This window comes from Kordia sp., assembly GCF_050633145.1.
Taxonomy (GTDB): Bacteria; Bacteroidota; Bacteroidia; order Flavobacteriales; family Flavobacteriaceae; genus Kordia.
The window spans coordinates 199,652-220,783 of sequence record NZ_JBOEFY010000015.1; the positions used below are offsets into that span (position 1 = coordinate 199,652).

18 protein-coding genes are annotated in these 21,132 nt (G+C 33.9%); 12 read left to right on the forward strand and 6 right to left on the reverse strand.

Annotation, left to right across the window (positions count from 1 at the left end):
- The first annotated feature begins 469 nt into the window (after nt 1-469).
- The 12 genes from ACRBBL_RS08280 to ACRBBL_RS08335 all read left to right on the forward strand — a co-directional run bounded on the left by ACRBBL_RS08280 (nt 470) and on the right by ACRBBL_RS08335 (nt 12,070).
- Nucleotides 470-1,435 carry a Gfo/Idh/MocA family protein gene (locus tag ACRBBL_RS08280; RefSeq protein ID WP_431368561.1) on the forward strand — a complete coding sequence of 322 codons (966 nt, stop codon included), beginning with the start codon at nt 470-472 and terminating at the stop codon, nt 1,433-1,435.
- A 6-nt stretch (nt 1,436-1,441) separates the two neighbouring features.
- On the forward strand, nt 1,442-2,134 hold the full coding sequence (locus tag ACRBBL_RS08285) for a hypothetical protein (RefSeq protein ID WP_431368562.1): 693 nt from the start codon (nt 1,442-1,444) through the stop codon (nt 2,132-2,134).
- Nucleotides 2,135-2,144: 10 nt separating this feature from the next.
- Nucleotides 2,145-3,032: a 3-hydroxybutyryl-CoA dehydrogenase gene (locus tag ACRBBL_RS08290; protein WP_431368563.1), complete on the forward strand. Its 888-nt coding sequence runs from the start codon at nt 2,145-2,147 to the stop codon at nt 3,030-3,032.
- A complete protein-coding gene (locus tag ACRBBL_RS08295) occupies nt 3,032-3,472 on the forward strand; it encodes a hypothetical protein (RefSeq protein WP_431368564.1) in 441 nt (146 codons plus the stop codon). Before ACRBBL_RS08290 ends, ACRBBL_RS08295 begins: the two co-directional genes overlap by 1 nt.
- Nucleotides 3,473-3,534: 62 nt before the next feature.
- Nucleotides 3,535-4,083, forward strand: coding sequence for a M23 family metallopeptidase (locus ACRBBL_RS08300; protein WP_431368565.1), 549 nt, complete (start codon nt 3,535-3,537; stop codon nt 4,081-4,083).
- A gap of 3 nt (nt 4,084-4,086) precedes the next feature.
- Nucleotides 4,087-5,325 (forward strand): DUF1015 domain-containing protein, encoded by a 1,239-nt coding sequence (locus ACRBBL_RS08305; RefSeq protein WP_431368566.1) that lies wholly within the window; start codon nt 4,087-4,089, stop codon nt 5,323-5,325.
- Nucleotides 5,326-5,410: 85 nt separating this feature from the next.
- Nucleotides 5,411-6,073 carry a YggS family pyridoxal phosphate-dependent enzyme gene (locus ACRBBL_RS08310; RefSeq protein ID WP_431368567.1) on the forward strand — a complete coding sequence of 221 codons (663 nt, stop codon included), beginning with the start codon at nt 5,411-5,413 and terminating at the stop codon, nt 6,071-6,073.
- A gap of 160 nt (nt 6,074-6,233) precedes the next feature.
- On the forward strand, nt 6,234-7,595 hold the full coding sequence (locus ACRBBL_RS08315; protein WP_431368568.1) for an exonuclease domain-containing protein: 1,362 nt from the start codon (nt 6,234-6,236) through the stop codon (nt 7,593-7,595).
- A 78-nt stretch (nt 7,596-7,673) separates the two neighbouring features.
- Nucleotides 7,674-9,578: a DUF3857 domain-containing protein gene (locus ACRBBL_RS08320; protein WP_431368569.1), complete on the forward strand. Its 1,905-nt coding sequence runs from the start codon at nt 7,674-7,676 to the stop codon at nt 9,576-9,578.
- Nucleotides 9,579-9,590: 12 nt separating this feature from the next.
- Nucleotides 9,591-10,421 carry an ion transporter gene (locus tag ACRBBL_RS08325; RefSeq protein ID WP_431368570.1) on the forward strand — a complete coding sequence of 277 codons (831 nt, stop codon included), beginning with the start codon at nt 9,591-9,593 and terminating at the stop codon, nt 10,419-10,421.
- Between the two features lie 11 nt (nt 10,422-10,432).
- Nucleotides 10,433-11,338 carry a tRNA (adenosine(37)-N6)-dimethylallyltransferase MiaA gene (gene miaA / locus ACRBBL_RS08330; RefSeq protein WP_431368571.1) on the forward strand — a complete coding sequence of 302 codons (906 nt, stop codon included), beginning with the start codon at nt 10,433-10,435 and terminating at the stop codon, nt 11,336-11,338.
- A 225-nt stretch (nt 11,339-11,563) separates the two neighbouring features.
- Nucleotides 11,564-12,070 carry a cupin domain-containing protein gene (locus ACRBBL_RS08335; protein ID WP_431368572.1) on the forward strand — a complete coding sequence of 169 codons (507 nt, stop codon included), beginning with the start codon at nt 11,564-11,566 and terminating at the stop codon, nt 12,068-12,070.
- Nucleotides 12,071-12,141: 71 nt separating this feature from the next.
- Here ACRBBL_RS08335 and ACRBBL_RS08340 read toward each other — a convergent pair whose 3' ends face one another.
- From ACRBBL_RS08340 to ACRBBL_RS08365, 6 genes are all read right to left on the reverse strand, one after another.
- Nucleotides 12,142-12,855, reverse strand: coding sequence for a response regulator transcription factor (locus tag ACRBBL_RS08340; protein ID WP_431368573.1), 714 nt, complete (start codon nt 12,853-12,855; stop codon nt 12,142-12,144).
- 5 nt (nt 12,856-12,860) lie between these two features.
- Entirely contained in the window at nt 12,861-14,441 is a 1,581-nt protein-coding gene (locus ACRBBL_RS08345) for a sensor histidine kinase (RefSeq protein ID WP_431368574.1), read from the reverse strand.
- A 72-nt stretch (nt 14,442-14,513) separates the two neighbouring features.
- Nucleotides 14,514-15,107: a dephospho-CoA kinase gene (gene coaE / locus ACRBBL_RS08350; RefSeq protein WP_431368575.1), complete on the reverse strand. Its 594-nt coding sequence runs from the start codon at nt 15,105-15,107 to the stop codon at nt 14,514-14,516.
- Nucleotides 15,104-16,066 carry a CdaR family protein gene (locus ACRBBL_RS08355; protein WP_431368576.1) on the reverse strand — a complete coding sequence of 321 codons (963 nt, stop codon included), beginning with the start codon at nt 16,064-16,066 and terminating at the stop codon, nt 15,104-15,106. The genes coaE and ACRBBL_RS08355 overlap by 4 nt, the downstream gene beginning before the upstream one ends.
- Before the next feature lie 2 nt (nt 16,067-16,068).
- Entirely contained in the window at nt 16,069-17,076 is a 1,008-nt protein-coding gene (locus tag ACRBBL_RS08360) for a glycosyltransferase (RefSeq protein ID WP_431368577.1), read from the reverse strand.
- Between the two features lie 74 nt (nt 17,077-17,150).
- Nucleotides 17,151-20,843 (reverse strand): fibronectin type III domain-containing protein, encoded by a 3,693-nt coding sequence (locus ACRBBL_RS08365; protein ID WP_431368578.1) that lies wholly within the window; start codon nt 20,841-20,843, stop codon nt 17,151-17,153.
- Nucleotides 20,844-21,132 lie beyond the last annotated feature (289 nt).

The window sequence follows — 21,132 nt, forward strand, 5'->3', positions numbered from 1 at the left end:
ATCGAGAAAATTTAAATTGAATAGTCACTCTTAAATTGAATTTAAGAGCTAAAAAACATGTAATACATTAAAAGAAATTAAACTTTTAATTGCAGAAACTTTGAGGCGACAAGAATCGCGTCAATATATTTTAAAATGAAGTTTTTAACGGAAGTTAGCTCTAAATTTCGGTTGCTCATCCTATAAGCTGTAGTTGGGTTTGACTTCCTAATCTCCAACACTCCGAAAGTAAAAACACTTTTCATAATGCTTAGCTATATGCTTAATTCAAAGGAAATAAAAAAAACAATACAAAAATGAAAAAAGTGAAAAAAAATAATATTTATAGAAATCAAGGTAGCTTACAAATACATAAAACATTGTTATATATCAATCATAATTACATTTATATGCAAATTCGTTGATAATTGTTTGTTATAAATCTTAGCGTTTTAGAAAAATAAATTATTTTTGTGCAAAACACTTTTTTATGCTAAAAGCTGGAGTTTTAGGTGCTGGACACTTAGGAAAAATTCATCTTCGTTTATTACAACAATCTTCCAAATACGAACTTGTCGGTTTTTATGATGCTAATCCCGAATATGCAAAGGAGATAGCAGCCGAATTTGGCTATACGTATTTTGATACTATCGATGCATTGATTGATGCTTCTGATGTTGTAGATATTGTTACTCCAACGCTTTCACATCACGAATGTGCCAAAAAAGTAATCACGAAAGGAAAACATGTTTTTATTGAAAAACCTATTACCAACACTATTGCTGAAGCAGAAGAACTCATCGCTTTAGCAAAAAAGCACAATGTAAAAGGGCAAGTTGGACATGTAGAACGTTTCAATCCTGCATTTACGGCGGTGAAAGATAAAATCAATTCGCCTATGTTTATTGAAACGCATCGTTTGGCAGAATTTAATCCGCGTGGTACAGATGTTCCTGTGGTTTTAGATTTGATGATTCATGATATCGATGCCATTTTAAGTGTGGTAAAATCGAAGGTTGTACAAATTAACGCAAGTGGCGTTTCTGTCATTAGTAACTCACCTGATATTGCCAATGCGCGTTTGGAGTTTGAGAATGGCTGTGTTGCCAATCTGACGTCAAGTCGTATTTCTATGAAAAATATGCGTAAGAGTCGTTTCTTTCAACGTGATGCCTATATCGCTGTCGATTTCTTAGAGAAAAAAGTAGAAGTAGTAAAAATGAAAGATGCACCAAAAGATGCTGGCGAATTTGCGCTGATTCTTCAAAATGCAGAAGGTGTAAAAAAACAGATCTATTTTGAAAACCCTGACATTGACGAAAACAACGCTATTCTAGACGAGTTGGAAACATTTGCAGATGCTATAAACAATGATACAACTCCAATTGTTTCACTTGAACAAGGAACGGAAGCATTGCGTGTTGCGATTCAAATTATAGAAAAATTTAAAAAATAAATTTGAATGACTATACTTAAACAAACACTATTATTTCTTTGCGTATTTACGATAACGATTGCGGTTTCTCAAGAAGAAATCAAAGAAAAAGACATTTCACAAGTAAACATATCTGACCTTATAAAAGAAGTTCAAATTATTAAAAAAGACGGTGACAACTTCAAAATGGTTTGGTGGATTCCTAATGAATACTGGAGAGTAGCCATTCAAGGAACAAGTGTGGCATCTAGCGGATATGTAGATCAAGTATTTGATGCTTTTGAAGGATACATTTTAATAGGAACTTTGCATACAGAAATTAACGCTTTTGGAGGAATGAAGCCTAAGCCAACGAAAATTCAACTAAAAGATAAAAAAGGAAATATTTATGATGCCGTTGATGAAAATGAACTTCCTAGTGAGTATAGTAAAATGCTGGCGACTTTAAAACCATCTATGGCAAGTACAATGGGTGATTTTGGAAAACAAATGAAATTCCATGTATTTAAAGAAACTGGAAAAAATGGCAAATTAATTGCTTCCGCTACTGGAACTGGAGAATTTACAGTACTATTCAACAAAGAAAATAAATTTACATACAAATTACCACTTGCTTGTTTGGTAGAAGAAAAAGTATGTCCAACAGATGGCGAATTGCTCAATGCAAATTGGATATTCTGTCCTTGGCATGGAAAAAAACTAAAATTACAGACTAAATAAACTATATATTATGAAAAATGTAGCTGTTATCGGAGCAGGAACAATGGGCAATGGAATTGCGCATACATTTGCTCAATTTGGCTTTAAAGTTCAATTAATAGATATCTCTCAAACTTCTTTAGATAAAGGAATAGCAACTATTACGAAAAACTTAGACCGCATGGTAGCTAAGGAACGTATTTCGGAAGAAGATAAACAAAATACATTAAACAATATTACAACGTTTACAAGCATTAAAGATGGTGTTGAGTATGCTGGTTTAGTAGTAGAAGCTGCTACTGAAAATGTAGATTTGAAACTTAAAATATTTAGAGATTTAGACGAATTGTGTCCAGAAGATACTATTTTGGCTACCAATACATCTTCCATATCAATCACACAAATTGCAGCGGTAACTTCGCGTCCTGAAATGGTGATTGGAATGCACTTTATGAATCCTGTGCCAATTATGAAATTGGTAGAAATTATTCGTGGTTACAATACTTCTGATGAAGTAACGAAAACCATTATGGAGCTTTCTAAACAATTAAACAAAGTACCTACAGAAGTAAATGACTATCCTGGATTTGTTGCTAACAGAATTTTAATGCCAATGATTAATGAATCTATTGAAACATTATATAATGGCGTTGCTGGTGTTCAAGAAATTGATACGGTAATGAAATTAGGAATGGCACATCCGATGGGACCTTTGCAATTGGCTGATTTCATTGGGCTAGACGTATGTTTGTCTATCCTAAATGTAATGTATGAAGGATTTAAAAATCCAAAATACGCGCCGTGTCCACTATTAGTAAATATGGTAATGGCTGGAAAATTAGGTGTAAAATCTGGAGAAGGGTTTTACGATTACTCTGAAAGTAGAAAAGCGGAAAAAGTCGCAAAAATGTTTAGCTAATGATTGATACCAAAACGTATCACCTGACAAGTAAAAAGTATCGAGAAATCTTCTTTTTTCTATTGACAAGAAGTCTGTTACAACTTTTACCTTTTCTTATTGTATGGACCTTATTATTAGGTTGGCAACTTGGACGTATGATTGCTTTGTATAGTTTAATTGTATTAGCTGTAGCTGGTTTTAGTTATCTTATTCTCACTTTCGTGAAGAATTTAGAATCGTTTTTTTCGGAAACTAGCATACAGTTTGATGCAGATACATTGCAAATTACACAAGGTGACAAAAGTTCTTCATACAAAACTGGGGAAATTCAGAATGTAGTTACTCGTGACGGATATTGGCTTGCATATGTTACAAAAACTAAATACGCATACATTGCTCAAGATATTTTTTACTCAGAAGACGATTTAAATAAATTCAAAACATACTTAAACGTTTGAAGCAACTCGTAGTAATACTATGTTTATGTTTGCTTGGTTGTAAACAAACTGAGCAAAAAAACGTGTCCAAAAATCAACTAAAAAAGACAAATGTTTCGCAAGATTCATTTGTCTTTTTTGATACAATCTTCTCCAAAAAACCAAGCTATATTGCCAAAGGGTTTGATTTTCCTGTTGGGAAACCAAGTGCAAAAGGCTATTACAACGCACAAAAATTTACTGTAAACAATCACTTAGGTGACGATTGGAACGGAACAGGCGGTGGAAATACAGATTTAGGCGATCCTATTTACGCTATTGGAAATGGATATGTAAAGTTTGCAGAAAACTATGGTGACGGTTGGGGAAATGTAATTCGCATTGTTCATAAATACAAAGGCAATTATTACGAATCCTTGTATGCACATTGTGACAAAATCTCCGTAAAAAAAGGTAGCTTTGTGACAAAAGGAATGAAAATTGGCACCATTGGCAATGCAGATGGCGCATATTACGCACATTTACATTTAGAAATTCGTGAGGATATTTTTATGGAAATCGGCGGTGGATATAGTAAAAACACCAAAGGATTTCTAAATCCTACAACATTTATCAAATCTAACAGAAACTAAAAAGTGGCAAAAATACATCCATTTAAAGCAGTACGACCAACACGTGACAAAGTAAGTCTTGTCGCTGCACGATCGTATCAAAGTTATACACAGGACGAACGCGAAGCACGTTTAGATTACAATCCATTTTCATTTTTACATATTGTAAATCCTGGGTACAAATACCACAAGGAAATTTCAGGAAAAGAACGCTATGGTTTGGTTCGTAACCGTTATTCTGAATTTAAAGAAGATGGAATTTTTATTCAAGATGATTCGCCAAGTTTCTATATATACAGAGTTGTAAACCGCGAACAGCAAGTCTTTACAGGAATTGTAGCTGCTGCAAGTACGGAAGACTATCAAAATAATATCATCAAAAAACATGAAGATACGATAGAATATAGAGAACAGATTTTTAAAGAATATTTAAAAACGGTTGGTTTCAATGCCGAACCTGTGCTTCTCACCTATCCAGATTCAGATATAATTGGAAATATTTTACAAAAATATACAACGACACGTGCCGAATTTGAGTTTACTACAACATATCGTGACACACATTATTTATGGTTAGTGGAAGATGCAACCGACATCAAAGTCATTCAAGATGAGTTTTCACAAATGCCCGAAATATATATTGCTGACGGACATCATCGTTCGGCTTCTTCGTATTTATTAAGTGTTGATTCTAAAGAAGAAAACAATGTGCATACTGGCAAAGAAGCTTATAATTATTTTATGAGTTATTTGATTCCTGAATCAGAATTACGCATTTATGAGTTTAATAGATTGATTAAAGATTTAAACGGTTTATCGAAAGAACAGTTTTTATTGAAACTCGATCAAGTATATCGTATTGAAAACAGAGGTCGCGAACTGTATAAACCTTCTAAAAAACATCACTTTAGCATGTATTTGGATGGCGAATTTTACTCTTTATACTTACGTATGACCGATTATAATTTTACCGATTCGTTAAGCAAGCTAGACACACATATTTTATACATCACCATTTTAAAGCCTATTTTAGGTATTAGCGATTTACGAAACGATAGCCGAATTGATTATGGATACGACAAGCACAATGTCATTGAAATGAAAAATAGAATTGATTCAGGTGAGTTTTCTGTTGGTTTCGGACTCGTTCCTGTGAATGTGGATGAAATGAAACACATTGCAGACGAAGGTTTAACGATGCCGCCAAAAAGCACATATATAGAACCAAAATTGCGCAGTGGTGTTACTATTTATGAGTTTTAACTGGTTTATGAGTTATGAGTTATGAGTTATGAGTTATGAGTTATGAGTGAAATTAATTTTATTTTTTGAAGAACAATTACCTTTTATGTCAATAGGATCAAAAATACAAGAATTACAAAATGATTTACCAAAAAGTGTAACGCTAGTAGCAGTTTCTAAAACCAAGCCAGTGTCAGATATACAAGAAGCCTACGATGCAGGACAACGTATATTTGGTGAAAATAAAATTCAGGAAATGGCTTCAAAATGGGAAGTATTGCCCAAAGACATTTCTTGGCATATGATTGGTCATGTACAGCGAAATAAAGTAAAGTACATGGCTGAATTTGTAGATTTAATTCACGGCGTTGATAATTTTAAGCTTTTAAAAGAAATCAATAAGCAAGCAAAGAAACACGATCGTGTGATTAATTGTTTGCTTCAAATCAAAATTGCAGAAGAAGATTCTAAATTTGGTATGTCTGCCGAAGAAGCTACTACATTACTCGCTTCCGAAGCATTTCAAGAACTAGAAAATATCACAATTGTTGGTGTTATGGGAATGGCTACTTTTACAGACAATCTCACGCAAGTGCAACAAGAGTTTAGAAAACTAAAAGACACATTCGATTCTTTACAAATTATTCATGAATGTTTAGAAGTTATTTCTATGGGAATGAGTGGCGATTATCAATTGGCTATAGAAGAAGGAAGCACAATGGTTCGTATTGGTAATAGTATTTTTGGTGCTCGAAATTATCATTCTTAAAATATTGATAAAACCACAGCTAAAAATTTGTAAGAAAACTACCAAAAAGGTATTTATATGCATTTCATCCATAATTTTCAAAGATTAAGCGTCATTAGCTAGGAAACATCCTTAGGATCTTTTTATATTTATACCCAAATCCTAAAACAATGCATATCGTTTGTACGCAATAGTAGACATAGAAACCACTGGTGGAAAATATAATGAAGAAGGTATTACAGAGATAGCAATTTATAGATTTGATGGTCATGAAGTTGTAGATCAGTTTATAAGCCTTGTAAATCCTGAGCGAGAAATCCAACCTTTTGTGGTGAATTTGACAGGAATTAACTCTAAAATGCTTCGCGATGCACCAAAATTCTATGAAGTTGCGAAGCGTATTGTAGAAATTACGACCGATTGTATTATTGTAGCACACAATGCAACCTTCGATTACCGAATTCTTCAAATGGAGTTTAAACGCTTAGGTTTCGATTACAAACGCAAATCTTTATGTACGGTAGAACTTTCTAAAAAGCTCATTCCAGAAATGGAATCATACAAACTAGGAAAACTTGTAAGAGCTTTAGGAATTCCTATGAGTGACCGACATAGAGCTTCTGGCGATGCACTTGCTACTGTAAAGTTATTTCAGTTATTGTTAGATAAAGATTCTGAAAAAACCATCATTCAACAAGCTGTTAAAACAGAAATTAAAAAAAAGGTAGCCACACGCCTACTCGATATTATTGAAGGTTTGCCATCTGAGACTGGTGTATATTATATGCATAATGTAAAAGGTGATATTATTTATATCGGGAAGAGCAAAAACATCAAAAAGCGCATCAATCAACATTTTACAGGCACAAATAATAAATCTAAAAAAATACAAAAACAAGTCGCTGCCGTTACTTTTGAACGCACAGGAAGCGAATTGGTAGCACTTTTAAAAGAAAGTCAAGAAATAAAGCTTAAAAAACCCATCTACAATCGTGCGCAACGAAGAAGTATTTTTCAATATGCTATGAGTTCATATACAAATGAACACGGCTATATTGGTTTTCGCATTGAAAAAGCAGATGGACGTAAAAAATACATTACCACATTTACCAACTTGTCACAAGCCAAACATGTGATGTTTAAGTTGACCGAAGAATTTTCTTTGTGTCAAAAAATAAACGAATTGTATGTTTCTAAAAATCATTGTTTTCAGTATACAATTAAAGAATGTAAAGGTGGATGCATCCAGGAAGAAACTCCTGAAAGTTATAACGAACGTGCGCAACAAGCCATTGATAAGTACAGTTATTTAAATAAAGACATGCTTATTATTGACCGTGGGCGTCATCATGATGAACGCAGCGCAATTTTAATTGAAAACGGCGAATATAAAGGCTTTGGTTTTTATAGTCTTAATTATCAAATTACCAATAAAGACGTACTGAAAAGCATCATTACTCCGATGCAAAATAATAGAGATGTACAACATATTATTCAGAGTCATCTTCGTCGCAAGAATAAGCTGAAAATCATTACATTATAACATATTATTACATTTATGAGACCGATTTACCTACTACTTACCATGTTATGTACTCTGTTTTGCTATGGGCAAAATCCAATGAGTCTAAAGTTTAATAAAGTTTCTCCAGCCGAACTGAAAATGACTGAGTACAAAAAAGATACTACAGCACATGCCGTTGTGTTAGAAGAATACGGAGAAAATTATTTTGAAGTGATTAATGATCAGTATTTTATAATCAAGCATTTTTATGCGAAAATTAAAATTTTAGACAAACAAGGAATTGAACAAGCTGCAAAAATTCAAATTCCATTTTATAAAGGTAAAAATGCTTTTGAAGTTATTAAAAATGTAAAAGCAATTACCCACAATCCTAATGAAACAGACGAATTGGCAAAGGATCAAGTGTTCTCTGTAGATGTTAATAGTTTTTATGGCGAGACACGATTCACTTTTCCCAATGTAAAAGTTGGAAGCGTTATTGAATATCAATATACTCTCGAATCTCCTTTTTATTACAATTTTGAAGGTTGGGATTTTCAATCGAATATTCCAAAAATGTATAGTGAGTTTAATGCTAAAATCCCTGCTAACTTTCGTTATAACAGAAGCTTAAAAGGCTTTCAAAAATTAGATATCAATGAAGCATCTGTAAAAAAACGATGTTTTAAAGTTCCTGGCATCATTGGTAGAGCCGATTGCGAATTGCTAAAATACGCCATGAAAGATATTCCCGCGTTTACGGAAGAATCATATATGCTTTCTAGAAATAATTATATATCTAAAATTGCCTTTGAATTGTCAGAAGAAGTTCTCTTCAATGGTGGAAAAAAGGTATATACTAAAACTTGGAAAGCGGTTGACAAAGAAATGCGTAAAGATAAAAATATTGGCGCGCAGGTTCGTAAAAAAGGATTCTTTAAACATCATCTTTCAGACGAAATCATGAATGAATCATCTGAACTTAAAAAAGCTCAAAAAGTATATGAGTTAATAAAGAATCATTATGCTTGGAATGGTAAATATGGACTATTTGGAGATGCAAATGTGCGACAAGCTTTTCAGAATAAAACGGGAAATGCCGCAGAAATCAATCTGTCGTTAGTAAATAGTTTGCTTGCCGCTGATATTAAAACGGAAACCGTAATGCTGTCAACTCGCGCCAAAGGATTACCGACACAAAAGCATCCGGTAATGTCTGATTTTAATTATTTAATTGCAAAAGTAACTATTGGTAATGAAAGCTTTTTGTTAGACGCCACAGAGAAACAACTTTCTTTTGGTTTGTTGCCAACTCGCGCACTGAATTACAACGGACGCGCCATGGATTTTAAGAAACCTAGTTATTGGTTTACCATTAATCCATATGCTGAAAATCGTCAGAGTACAATGGTGACTATTAATGTGAACGAAGATGGAACTGCAAAAGGAAAACTTTCGCAAGCAAATACAGGGTATTTGGCGTATCAAAAACGCGCTGCTTTAGCAGAACAAACTACGGAAGAATATTTAGACGATTTTGAAGAAAGCTTGCCATTTTTGGAAGTTTCAGAATATGATGTACAAGAACGTGTAAACGTGCAAAAACCACTAAAAGAAGTCTTTACATTAGCCTTTGATGAAGATGGATTTGCAAATGCGGAAACATTTTTAGATCCATTTTTTCTAAAAGTATTTTCCAAAAATCCATTTACACTTGTCAAACGATCATATCCTGTAGATTTTGCTTTTTCACGTGTATATACAACCCGTTTTTTACTGTCGCTACCTCCAAATTATGAGTTTTCGAATGTTCCAGAGAATCAAAACTTTACTTTGCTTGGTGGAAAAGCAGTTTGTGGTTTAAAAGTGATTCAACAAAACGGGCAATTGAATTTAACATTCAAGCTTATTCTTAATAATTTTTACTTTGAGCCAGAAGAATATCAAGAATTGAAAGCGTTTTTTGCTAAGTTGTCCATTCTTCAAAAAAATACACGACTCGGTATTAAACAGAAATTATAGTATTTTAGCAACATGGCAAAAAATTGGAAATCAAAACTTCACGAAATCATTTACGAAGCAGATACGCGAGCTGGAAAGCTATTTGACGTAGTTTTGTTAGTATTAATATTAGCTAGTATTGCATTGGTAATGCTAGAAAGTGTAGATGATTTTGCTGGAAAGCATAGCGATTTTCTTGTCACTGCAGAATGGATCATTACAATACTATTTACGCTTGAATATTTTGCTCGAATTATTTCGATTCGAAAACCATCTCAATATATTTTTAGCTTTTACGGAATTATTGATTTTCTATCTACCATTCCAATGTATTTATCGTTCTTTATCGTGGGATCTCAATCGTTGATTGCCTTACGAGCATTGCGTTTGATGCGTATTTTTAGAATTTTAAAATTAGCACGTTATATTGGCGAATCAAATAATATTATGCGCGCTTTAAAAGCGAGTCGAATTAAAATTGGCGTGTTTATCATGTTTATTTTAATTCTCTGTACCATTTTAGGCTCTGTAATGTATTTGATAGAGAGTGACAAAGAAAGTGGTTTTACAAGCATTCCTAGAAGTATTTATTGGGCAATTGTAACGCTGACTACAGTTGGGTATGGTGACATTGCACCTCATACTCCTTTGGGACAATTTATAGCATCTATTATTATGATTCTGGGTTACGGAATTATAGCCGTTCCTACGGGAATTGTAACTGCTGAGTTTGCTACAATGGATAAAGATGAAATTCATCTCAATACACAATCATGCCCAAGTTGCGCTACTGAAGGGCATCATGATAAAGCAGAATATTGTTATGATTGTGGTGAAATCCTAAATCCTGAAGAAACTGATTAATACACTTTTCCATGTCTAAATACCTTATTTCTATTGTTGGTGCTACTGCTATTGGAAAAACAGCATTGAGCATTAAACTTGCCAATCATTTCAACACAGAGATTATTTCTTGCGATTCACGACAGTTTTTTAAAGAAATGACGATTGGTACTGCTGTTCCTTCTTCGGAAGAGTTGAATGCTGCCAAACATCATTTTATTCAACATATCAGCATTTTTGATGGCTATAATGTAGGACAATTTGAAAAAGATGCTATTGCTACACTTGATGAGTTGTTTAAAAAACATGATATTGTCATTATGGTTGGCGGAAGTGGCTTGTATGTTGATGCAGTGATTAAAGGTTTGGACGATTTTCCAAAGGTAGATCCGAATATTCGTTCAACACTAAATGAACAACTAGAGAATGAAGGAATTGTTGCGCTTCAACAGCAATTACAAAAGCTTGATCCTGTATATTATGAACGTGTTGCGCTTGAAAATCCGCATCGTTTAATACGCGCTTTAGAAATTTGTATTGGAAGTGGAAAACCATATTCTAGCTTTTTGAAAGATAAAACTGCCAGTCGAAATTTTACAGCTATTAAAGTTGGCTTGACAGCAGATAGACCAATCATGTACGATCGTATTAACAGACGTGTCAACATTATGATGGACGAAGGTTTGCTTGAAGAAGCAAAAGTATTATATCCGCATAAAACCTTGAATGCTTTGCAAACGGTTGGTTATCGGGAACTTTTTGAGTATATGGATGGAAACTGTACGTTGGAATTCGCCGTGAGCGAGATTCAAAAAAACACTCGACGATTTGCGAAACGACAAGGAACTTGGTTTCGCAGAGATGAAAATACACTTTGGTTTGATTATGAAGAAAATATAGAAACGATTGTAAAGAAGATTGAGGAGAGACTTTCTTAGATTTTTAGACATGTTAGATTGTTAGTGTCTTTAAATTATTAGAAACGTCTTTGCGAGACACAGGTGAAGCAATCTGTTTCAAAAGGAACACCAATTTCAATTAGAAACAGACTACCACATTGTAGTGACGTATTATTATTTATTTGTGTAACCTATAAATACAAACATACCAAGAGCAAAGCGATACCAAAAAACCTAACACCCAACACCTAACACCAAAAAAAAATGAACACCGAAATAAACAAATTAGTAGAAAGCTTAGATTTATTACCACATCCAGAAGGCGGTTTTTATAAAGAAGTATATAGAAGTGCATCTGTAATTCCTAAAGATGCTTTGCCAGATGATTTTTCAGGTGATCGCAGTTATTGCACTAGTATTTATTTTTTATTGACTTCTGAGAATTTTTCTGCATTTCACAGAATTAAACAAGATGAAATTTGGCATTTTTACGGTGGAAGTTCACTTAGTGTTCATGTCATTGATAAAAATGGAGCATATACAGAATATAAAGTTGGAATGAATTTTAGTAACGGAGAAGCTCCACAATTAGTAGTTCCTGCGGGTTGTTGGTTCGCTTCAAGCGTAACAGAAAAAGATTCCTATGCATTTGTGGGGTGCACAGTAGCTCCAGGATTCGACTTTGATGATTTCGAATTGGCAGATCGTACGGAGTTGACGAAAGAGTATCCGCAACATTCAAGTATTATCCATAGACTTACTAGAGAATAATTGAAAAAGTCGACATTCGGGAAGTCGACTATTTTTTTCAAGTGTTTCGGGGAAACAAAAGTAGCTCTCTACTACTCTGCTTTATTTTTGATTACTAATCTAAATCCTTCACCATGAATGTTTAAGATTTCCACGTCTTCATCTCTTTTTAGATACTTACGTAGTTTTGCTATATAAACGTCCATAGATCTTGAAGTGAAATAGTTATCATCTCTCCAAATCTTTGTTAATGCAAGTTCTCTTGGCATTAAATCATTTTCGTGTAAAGCTAGTAAACGTAGTAATTCGTTTTCTTTTGGCGATAGTTTATTTGGCTCCTCTTGATCGAATGTCAAGAAACGAAGCTTTGAATTTAAACTAAATCTTCCAATAACGAATTCAAATTGTTTGCTGTCTGCTACTGAATCTGATGTTTTGCGTTGCATTATTGCTTTGATTTTCATCAATAATACTTCCGAATCGAAAGGCTTGTTTAAGTAGTCGTCTGCGCCTACTTTGTATCCTTTCATTACATCTTCTTTTAATGCTTTTGCAGTTAAGAAAATGATTGGAACTTCTGTATTTTTCTCACGAATTTCTTTCGCAAGTGTAAAACCATCTTTGTACGGCATCATGACGTCAAGTATGCAAAGGTCGTAATTGTCTTTTTTGAATTTTTCAAATCCTTCCATTCCGTTTTTTGCATGAACAACGTCATAATCGTTCATTGATAGATAGTCTTTTAATACAGTTCCAAAATTCGGATCATCTTCTACTAATAAAATTTTTTTGTTTTGAATCTCCATGTTAGTTACGATATTAATGGTAATTTGATAATGAATGTACTTCCTTTTCCTTTCTCACTTTCAACGCTTATTTGACCACTGTGGTCATCAACAATACGTTTTACATAAGCCAATCCAAGTCCGTGCCCTTTTACATTATGTATGTCACCTGTATGTTCTCTATAAAATTTTTCAAATATTCTTTTCTGTACAGATTTGGACATTCCTTGTCCTTGATCTTTTACTTTAATCTGTATATTATTTTTCACTACTTCAGTGTAAATATCAATCTTTGGTTCTCCTTCAGTGTATTTAATAGCATTGTCAAATACATTTACCAAAACGTTGGTAAAGTGTGTGTCATTTGCCATCACCATAGTATCTTCTGCTTCTAAATGCGTTTTTACATATCCGTTTCGATCTTCTACAATCAATTCAATATGTGACATTGCATCTTCAATTAAGTCGTGTACATCTACTTCTTCCTTACTGATTTCCAATTGGTTTTTTTCAAGTTTGGAAATTTGCAGTACATTTTCTACTTGTGCATGCATTCGTTTATTTTCTTCTCGAATCATTCGCAAATAGCGTTTTACTTTTTCTTTATCATCAATGACTTTTGGATTTTTCACCGCGTCTAAAGCCAAATTAATTGTTGCAATTGGCGTTTTAAATTCATGCGTCATATTATTGATAAAATCTGTTTTTATTTCAGAAATCTGTTTCTGTTTTATTAACTGATACAAGGCACTAGAATATGCTATTATAATAATTAACGTAAAAACTATAGACATGATTGCCATTCCCATGATAGACGATAGTACATATTTGTTTCTCTTAGGAAAACTTACAAATAAAGTATATCCACTTTCGCCATCACTATTTTCAAAAAGCGGAACATCGTACATTCCGTCATTGGTTATTTTGAATCCATCAGATTTTATCTTTGTAGCAAGTCCGTCATCGTACACACCATATTCAAAATCAAGATCCAAGTCCAATTCTTCCAAATATCCTTCTATCGCAAATGACAACAAATCTGTTGTAACACGCTCATCAATAGGCGCTTGTTTTGTCATCTCATTGATAATATCTTTGTACTGTGCCATCATTTTAGAAACACTGTTCACCTTTTTAAATTTTTGTACAGGCGACAATTTTAAATTAGCATCGTCTAAAAAATCTTCACGATAAATAACGCGTGTTTCTATGCGCTTAAAACTTTTGATGGAAGTGCTGTCATCTTCTGAAGTACTGTCAATGAACGTAGGGAAAATATCAAAATCTTCTTCTAAAATACCGCGTGTATAAATACTAGTTTCATTGTTTTTTTCATTTCTACTAGTAATTTGAAAGACATTTAAAATTTGTGAATCCTTTGGATCACCGACACTATCTATTAATTTTTGAAATCTTAAATAGTATCTTGTATTTTCATTTTCTGTTACACTTTCTGATACACTTTTTAGAATTTGATTTGCGTTTAAGGAAAATGATTCTTGTTTCTCTTCTACACCAGAAGCGATCCAATATCCTTGAACAAATATAATCCCGATGAGTGATAGACTCATCAAAATGACTAGAACAATAAATAATCGTTTACTCATTCGATCAAAATTAACGTATAATATTGGTTATATTAACTTTTTAACCAAACCTTAACAAATATGTTAATTTCATCAGATTTTATCGCTCAACAGCGATATTTCTTGATGTATTTTAGCTACTTGATTTTTTGCTTTTTCCAAGTCTTCATTTTGAATTACATAATCTGAAAGTGCTATTTTTTTAGCATCATTCCACTGATTGTTCATTCGACTTTGAATGGCTTCTCGTGTGGTTTGGTCTCTTTGTAGCAAACGATGAAAACGCTCTTCTAGAGGCGCTACAACGGTAATAATTTTGTCGCAATGCTTATAGGAGTCATTTTCAAATAAAATAGCTACTTCTTTTATGATATATTTTTCTTTGCTTCGTGCAGCATACCAATCTTTAAAATGCTGACCAACACGTGGATGCACAATAGCATTTATTTTTTTTAGTTCTTCTGGTTGATTAAAAACAATATTAGACAAATAACTTCTGTTTAATTTTCCATTTTTATAAGTTTCTTCCCCAAAAGTTGCAATAAGCTCCTCTTTGATTTCTTTAGAGGTGTGCATCAAATTTTTAGCTTCAATATCTGCAATATAAATAGACACGCCTAATTCATAAAACATCTTTGCTACAGTTGTTTTACCACTACCAATACCACCTGTAAGTCCTACAATCATTTTTTAATTAAAAAGTTTATTTTTTTGTTTTCAATACGATATGTCTTTACCGCTTTAGGATATTTTACCAATTTAGGGATAAAAAAAGATGCCTTTGAGTTTTTCACATCATTATAATCACAGTAAATTGTAAAATCGTTTTGTGTAATTTTATTAAAGTCAGATACATTTGTTGTGTACGTGACACTTACTTCTTTAGGAAATAATTTAATAGAATATCCTTTTGGAAGGTTTTGCACTTGTAATGGAATATTTAGTTTTCCTTCTGTGAATTTATCCACTTTTGCAACAGCTTTTACTGCCAATTGAGAATATGTCAGTCTCTTTAATGAATCATTTTTCAGAAGTGTTAACTCCAAATCAATATTCGTATTGATATCTTCTAATTTCTTAATTTCTGTGTATACTACTTTCAATTTGTCTACTACATCTTCTGGACCCGAAATTTCAATAAGCTTTGGTTCTATACGTAATGAATCGTACAAATTATAGCCTTGTTCAAATTCTAATTCTAATTGATGAATTACTGGAACGCGTTTGGTTTTGTTTTTTCCTAATTTAAAAAATAATGTATCGGGTGATACTTTCAAAATTTCAATATCTAGATAAATATGCTTGTTAATGGCATCGTCTGCAAGTACATAAAATGTATTTTCAGTTTTCGTTTTTGCTACTTTTTTTAAATCGACTTCTATTTCTTTTTTAAAGAATTTTTGACGTAACATACGGAAACCAGTTGTTTTTACTTGCGCTTGCACTGTGTTTTCTTGATTTCCTAATAGAATTTTATCGTCTGATAAGTTTGTGTATGCCACAGTCATTGTAATAGTGTCTGTGTAGGTATTAGAGAGTTTAACAAATGTCCACACAATAAAAGAGATCACAAAGAAGATTAAAAATACATTGATTTTTTTCCCTTTGATTGTCGCGGCAAATAAACTTTTAATTCCTTTGAGCATGTTTATTTTTTAAAGAAGAGTTTTGGAAATCGTTCTTCAGGTTTTTGTTTAAAAATGTTTAATGCAATAGTTGACTTTAAAAAACCAACACCATAACCATAAAATTGAATACAAACTGCAATTACTGATAAAAACGCAATTTTCAGGTTTTTTGTTGTTCGCAATGCATCTAGTAATATGGCTATAAAATATACAGCATATCCTATTAAAAACCAATGAAAAACAAAAAATATACTTAGAATTATTGAAGTTAAGAAACCTATACAAAATAGTGTTGGAAACCAATAGGTAAGTTTAGCCGTTTCTGGATGCCATACATTAAGTATTGGGCGTACCATTCCAAACTTGTTTACTTGAATATAGAACTTTTCCCAAGAAATTCTACGTTTATGGTATACGTAAGCATCAGTAATTAGTACTGTTTCATATCCTGCATTCCATATTCGAATGGTTAAATCTGGGTCTTCTCCTGGATGAATTTGTCCAAAACCTTGTGTTTTTTCAAAAGCTTCTTTAGAGATTCCCATATTGAAACTTCTTGGTTGAAACTTGTTAACAGCATTTTTTCCACCTCTAATTCCTCCTGTGGTTAAAAAAGCTGTCATCGCATAACTAATTGCTTTTTGTATGGTTGTAAAAGAACTATGTGCTGCATCTGGTCCGCCAAAACAGTCTACGTATTTATTTCTCAAAGCTTTTGATACTTCCGATAAATATTGCGGTGGCAAAATACAATCTGAATCAAATATTAAATAATAATTCCCTTTTGCTCGTTTCATTCCATAATTACGCGAATCACCTGGTCCAGAATTTGGTTTAAAGTAATAACTAATGTTTAGCGAATCGCTATAAGCTTCAACAACATCTTTTGCAGGTTGTGAAGATCCATCCTCTACAATAACTACTTCAAAATCTTCTTGAAACGTTTGTTTAGAAATACTTTCCAATAGTTCTTCGACTTCATCTGGTCTATTGTATACAGGAACAACAATTGAGAATTTTATTTGCATGCAGCAAATATAGGGAAACAAAAAAAGCTGTTCAATGAAGAACAGCTTTTAATGATAAATATATTTTTATAGAATTACTTCACGAATTTTACAATTGAAGTTCTTCCATTTTCTAAAGTTACTCTTGCAAAGTACACTCCATTTCTAACTGAACCTAAAAACGCTTCTCCTGAAGCTGCATTTGGCTTTTCAGTTACCAATATTTGTCCAACTAAGTTGTATACTTCAATAGAAGCAATATTACTTTGTGCATTTACCACAAAGCTATTGTTTATGGTATTTACATAGTGAATAAAGCCTCTAACTTCAGCAGATTCAACAGATAATGGCGCACATGTTACAGTTGCGTCCCATCCTGGTCTAGTTACAGAACCATCTGATGTAAATACAAATGTTAAACATCCAGAAGCGTCTGTAGAAATAATTGTCATACCTTCTAAGTCTCCTGTACCTGCAGCTGGTGTGTCATTTTCATCCCAACACCAAACTGTTCCACCTCCTGGAGGATCAATAGTTGTAGCTGTAGCATCTGCTCCGTCATGAACTGTTAATCCATCCCAACAAGCCGCAGCCCCATTATTTTCTGTACTGAATGAGTTGAATGTTACTTGCACTCCATCTCCTGCCATATCTGGGCAGATTGTATATGTGATATTTTCATTAATTGAATAATCTCCAGAAGCTCCTCCTGAATCTAAGAAGATTCCATTTGTACAATCTGGTGGCACAGCTACATAAGGTGTTGCAAATGCAAATGGTCCTGCCCAAGCAGATACTCCATCTGGTCCACAATCAGCCTGTACATAGAACTCATAGTTGTTATCTCCAACTAATCCTGTTGCCATGTATGGATTCATAACTCCAGATGCAGTTGCAGTTCCTGTTGCAGTTCCTCCAGCAGTTATATCTACCAATTCTATATTCCATGAAGTTGCTGTTCCGTTTTCTGTCCAACCTAAATCAGCTGTCGTTTCCATGATACTAGTAGCAGTCAACCCAGCTGGTGCAGGACAAGTTTCTAATGTTGAAAAGTTAAATGGTCCAGCCCAACCTGAGAACGTTCCTCCACCACAATCTGCTCTTACATAAAAAGCATAATCATTGTTTTGAGTAAGTCCCATTGCTGTATAAGGGTTTGTAACTCCTGCAGCTGTAGGTGTTCCTGTTGCCATTCCACCAGCAGTGATATCAACAATTTCTATATCCCAAGCTGTTGAAGTTCCGTTTTCTGTCCAACCTAAATCAGCTGTTGTATCCGTAATCATCGCAGCTGTTAAAGCATTTGGTGTAGGACATGCTGGTAATTCAGTAAATGAAACATTGTCAATAGAAATATCTCCTTCAAATGTTCCTCCACTTGTTCCTCTAAATGTAACAGATATTGTTTGACCTGCAAATGCGGATAAATCTACTACTGCAAGTTCCCATAGATCAGTAGCTGATGCTTGTTGTTGACTATTAATTGTGAATACGTTTGTAGTTCCATTTACTAATACGTCTAGCTTTCCAATTTGTGCACCAAACATATGATAGTTAAATAGTAATGCAGGGGCTGTAAGTCCTGATAAATCTACTAATGGTGATATTAAATCTGTTGTATCACCAAGTGCTCCTGCTGATGCTTCAGTATAGAAATAGTTTCCTGTTGTAATAGTCGGATCTGGTCCAGTTCCTCCTGATCCTACATCCGTACCTGGAGCAGATTCCCAATAATATGCACCACCAGTTCCAGACCAGCAATTTTCAGCTGTAAAAGCAGCACCTCCTGTTGTAAATGTTTCAAAATCTTCTGTGTATGGTGCCATTAATGCAGGACAAGCTGTTGTAAAAGCAAATGGTCCTGTCCAAGTAGAAGTTCCATTAGCTGCACAATCTGCTCTTACATAAAATTCATAGTCATTACTATCTGTTAAACCAGTAGCATTATATGGATTGGCAACACCTGTTGCTGTTGGCGTACCTGTTGCAGTTCCGCCACCAGTAATATCTACGATTTCAATATCCCAAAGTGCTTCTGATCCTCCAGCTGTCCATCCTAAATCTGCAGATGTTGTCATTATATTCGTTGCAGTTAATGCTGAAGGTGCTGGACACGCCACTGTTGTAGTAAACAAAAATGGTCCAACCCATGTAGATCTACCATCTGCTCCACAATCGGCAGATACATAAAATTCATAATCATTAGAAGGTGTTAATCCCGTTATATTAAAAGGGTTTGAAACTCCAGTTGATGTAGGAGCTCCTGTAGCAGTTCCTCCAGCTGTAACATCTACTAATTCAATATTCCATAAAGTAGCTGTTCCATTTTCTGTCCATCCTAAATCAGCGGAAAAACCATCAATATTCGTTGCTGTTAGTGCGCTTGGTGCAGCACAAGATGGCAATTCATCAAATGCTATATTATCAATAGAGATATCTCCTTCAAATGTTCCAGCGCTTGTTGCTCTAAATGTAACAGATATCGTTTGACCAGCATACGCTGATAAATCTACTACTGCAATTTCCCAAGCAGCTGTTGCGCTTGTTTGTTGTTCTCCTGATAAAGTCCATACATTTGTTGTTCCGTTTACTAAAACATCTAACGTTCCTATTTGTCCACCAAACATGTGATAGTTAAATGATAATGAAGGATCTGTTAATGCTGTTAAATCTACTAATGGAGATACTAAATCTGTTGTATCGCCATTTGCTCCTGCTGATGCCTCTGTATAGAAATAGTTTCCAGTTGTAATTGAGGCATCCGGTCCTGTTCCTCCTGATCCTGCATCTGTTCCTGGCGCAGATTCCCAATAGTAACTTCCTCCAGTTCCAGTCCAGCAATTTTCAGATACAAATGCTGCTGTTCCTGTTGTAAATGTTTCAAAATTTTCTGAATATGGTGCTGCTATTGCTGCACAAGCTGTTCTAAATGTTAATGGTCCAATCCATGCTGAAGTTCCATCTGCAGCACAATTAGCTCTAACATAATAGTCGTATTCTGTATTTTCCGTAAGTCCAGTTGCGGTATATGGATTTGAAACAGCAGTAGCTGTTGCAGTTCCTGTTGGTGCTGTTCCAGTTGTAACAATTTCAACATCCCAAGCCGTTGCTGATCCACTTTCTGTCCATGATAAATCTGCTGTTGTATCTGTTATGTTAGCAACCATTAATGCTAATGGATCTGGACATGATGGTGGTGTTGCAGAAGTAATTGTTGGAGATTCAAAACAAAATCCCCATTCAAAACCTGGTCCACCTACTAAATCATCAAAATAAATTCGATACCTGAAACCTGATAACTGCGTTGCTGTAAATCCTACGATGTTAAGAACGTCTGTAGTGTATGCTTCAGCTGTTCCTGCACAAAAGTCATTTGTTGGAGGTCCTGTTGTGTCTGCATTAAAAGGTCCACTAAATAGATTCCAAGTACTTGCGTCTGCATCCCAATATTCGAATTGTAAAATGTCATCATTGTTATAATTGTAAACAAAATTTCCTGAGATTGAAATCCATGTTTCTCCTGCTGTATGTGCTGCAGTTAAATCAATTACTGGTGATTCGGCTGCAATGTCGTCATCACTTCCGTTTCCTGCATCATCATCATCGAAAGCAAAATTTGCTGAAACAGTAGGATCTGCTTCTAGAGCCAACGGATCTGCGTTATATGTTCCCGTAAGCGACCAGTTTGTATTAGGCCACATTGCATTTTGATTTAATGTTTGTGCAAAACCTACATAGGTAAATGCAAAAAACATTATAAACAAAACTTTAATTGTAGTTTTTTTCATGTAATTAGCTTTGATTAGTTAGTTTACATAAATATAAGAATTATTTCTTTAGAAAAGCCATCTAATGAAGATGGTTCTTATTAATGATCTATAAAAGGATTATTTTATCGTTTATATAGCATACACAACACTTTTAACAGTTACTTACATAAAGTAAAAGCTCCAGTTTTTAATGATATTTTATTCGATTGATTCGTTAAGAGACTAAAAAAAATGATGTAATTTATAAAATATTGGGTATAAAAAAAGCTGCTCTATATAGAGCAGCTTTTAATAATAAATATATTTT

What these genes read in the sequence shown, in the direction of transcription:
- ACRBBL_RS08345 (WP_431368574.1), bottom strand. Translation starts at nt 14,441, where the DNA reads ATGAGTAAACGATTATTTATTGTTCTAGTCATTTTGATGAGTCTATCA.
- ACRBBL_RS08310 (WP_431368567.1), top strand. Translation starts at nt 5,411, where the DNA reads ATGTCAATAGGATCAAAAATACAAGAATTACAAAATGATTTACCAAAA.
- ACRBBL_RS08325 (WP_431368570.1), top strand. Translation starts at nt 9,591, where the DNA reads ATGGCAAAAAATTGGAAATCAAAACTTCACGAAATCATTTACGAAGCA.
- ACRBBL_RS08280 (WP_431368561.1), top strand. Translation starts at nt 470, where the DNA reads ATGCTAAAAGCTGGAGTTTTAGGTGCTGGACACTTAGGAAAAATTCAT.
- ACRBBL_RS08340 (WP_431368573.1), bottom strand. Translation starts at nt 12,855, where the DNA reads ATGGAGATTCAAAACAAAAAAATTTTATTAGTAGAAGATGATCCGAAT.
- miaA (WP_431368571.1), top strand. Translation starts at nt 10,433, where the DNA reads ATGTCTAAATACCTTATTTCTATTGTTGGTGCTACTGCTATTGGAAAA.
- ACRBBL_RS08295 (WP_431368564.1), top strand. Translation starts at nt 3,032, where the DNA reads ATGATTGATACCAAAACGTATCACCTGACAAGTAAAAAGTATCGAGAA.
- ACRBBL_RS08335 (WP_431368572.1), top strand. Translation starts at nt 11,564, where the DNA reads ATGAACACCGAAATAAACAAATTAGTAGAAAGCTTAGATTTATTACCA.
- ACRBBL_RS08365 (WP_431368578.1), bottom strand. Translation starts at nt 20,843, where the DNA reads ATGAAAAAAACTACAATTAAAGTTTTGTTTATAATGTTTTTTGCATTT.
- ACRBBL_RS08355 (WP_431368576.1), bottom strand. Translation starts at nt 16,066, where the DNA reads ATGCTCAAAGGAATTAAAAGTTTATTTGCCGCGACAATCAAAGGGAAA.
- ACRBBL_RS08285 (WP_431368562.1), top strand. Translation starts at nt 1,442, where the DNA reads ATGACTATACTTAAACAAACACTATTATTTCTTTGCGTATTTACGATA.
- ACRBBL_RS08360 (WP_431368577.1), bottom strand. Translation starts at nt 17,076, where the DNA reads ATGCAAATAAAATTCTCAATTGTTGTTCCTGTATACAATAGACCAGAT.
- coaE (WP_431368575.1), bottom strand. Translation starts at nt 15,107, where the DNA reads ATGATTGTAGGACTTACAGGTGGTATTGGTAGTGGTAAAACAACTGTA.
- ACRBBL_RS08290 (WP_431368563.1), top strand. Translation starts at nt 2,145, where the DNA reads ATGAAAAATGTAGCTGTTATCGGAGCAGGAACAATGGGCAATGGAATT.
- ACRBBL_RS08320 (WP_431368569.1), top strand. Translation starts at nt 7,674, where the DNA reads ATGAGTCTAAAGTTTAATAAAGTTTCTCCAGCCGAACTGAAAATGACT.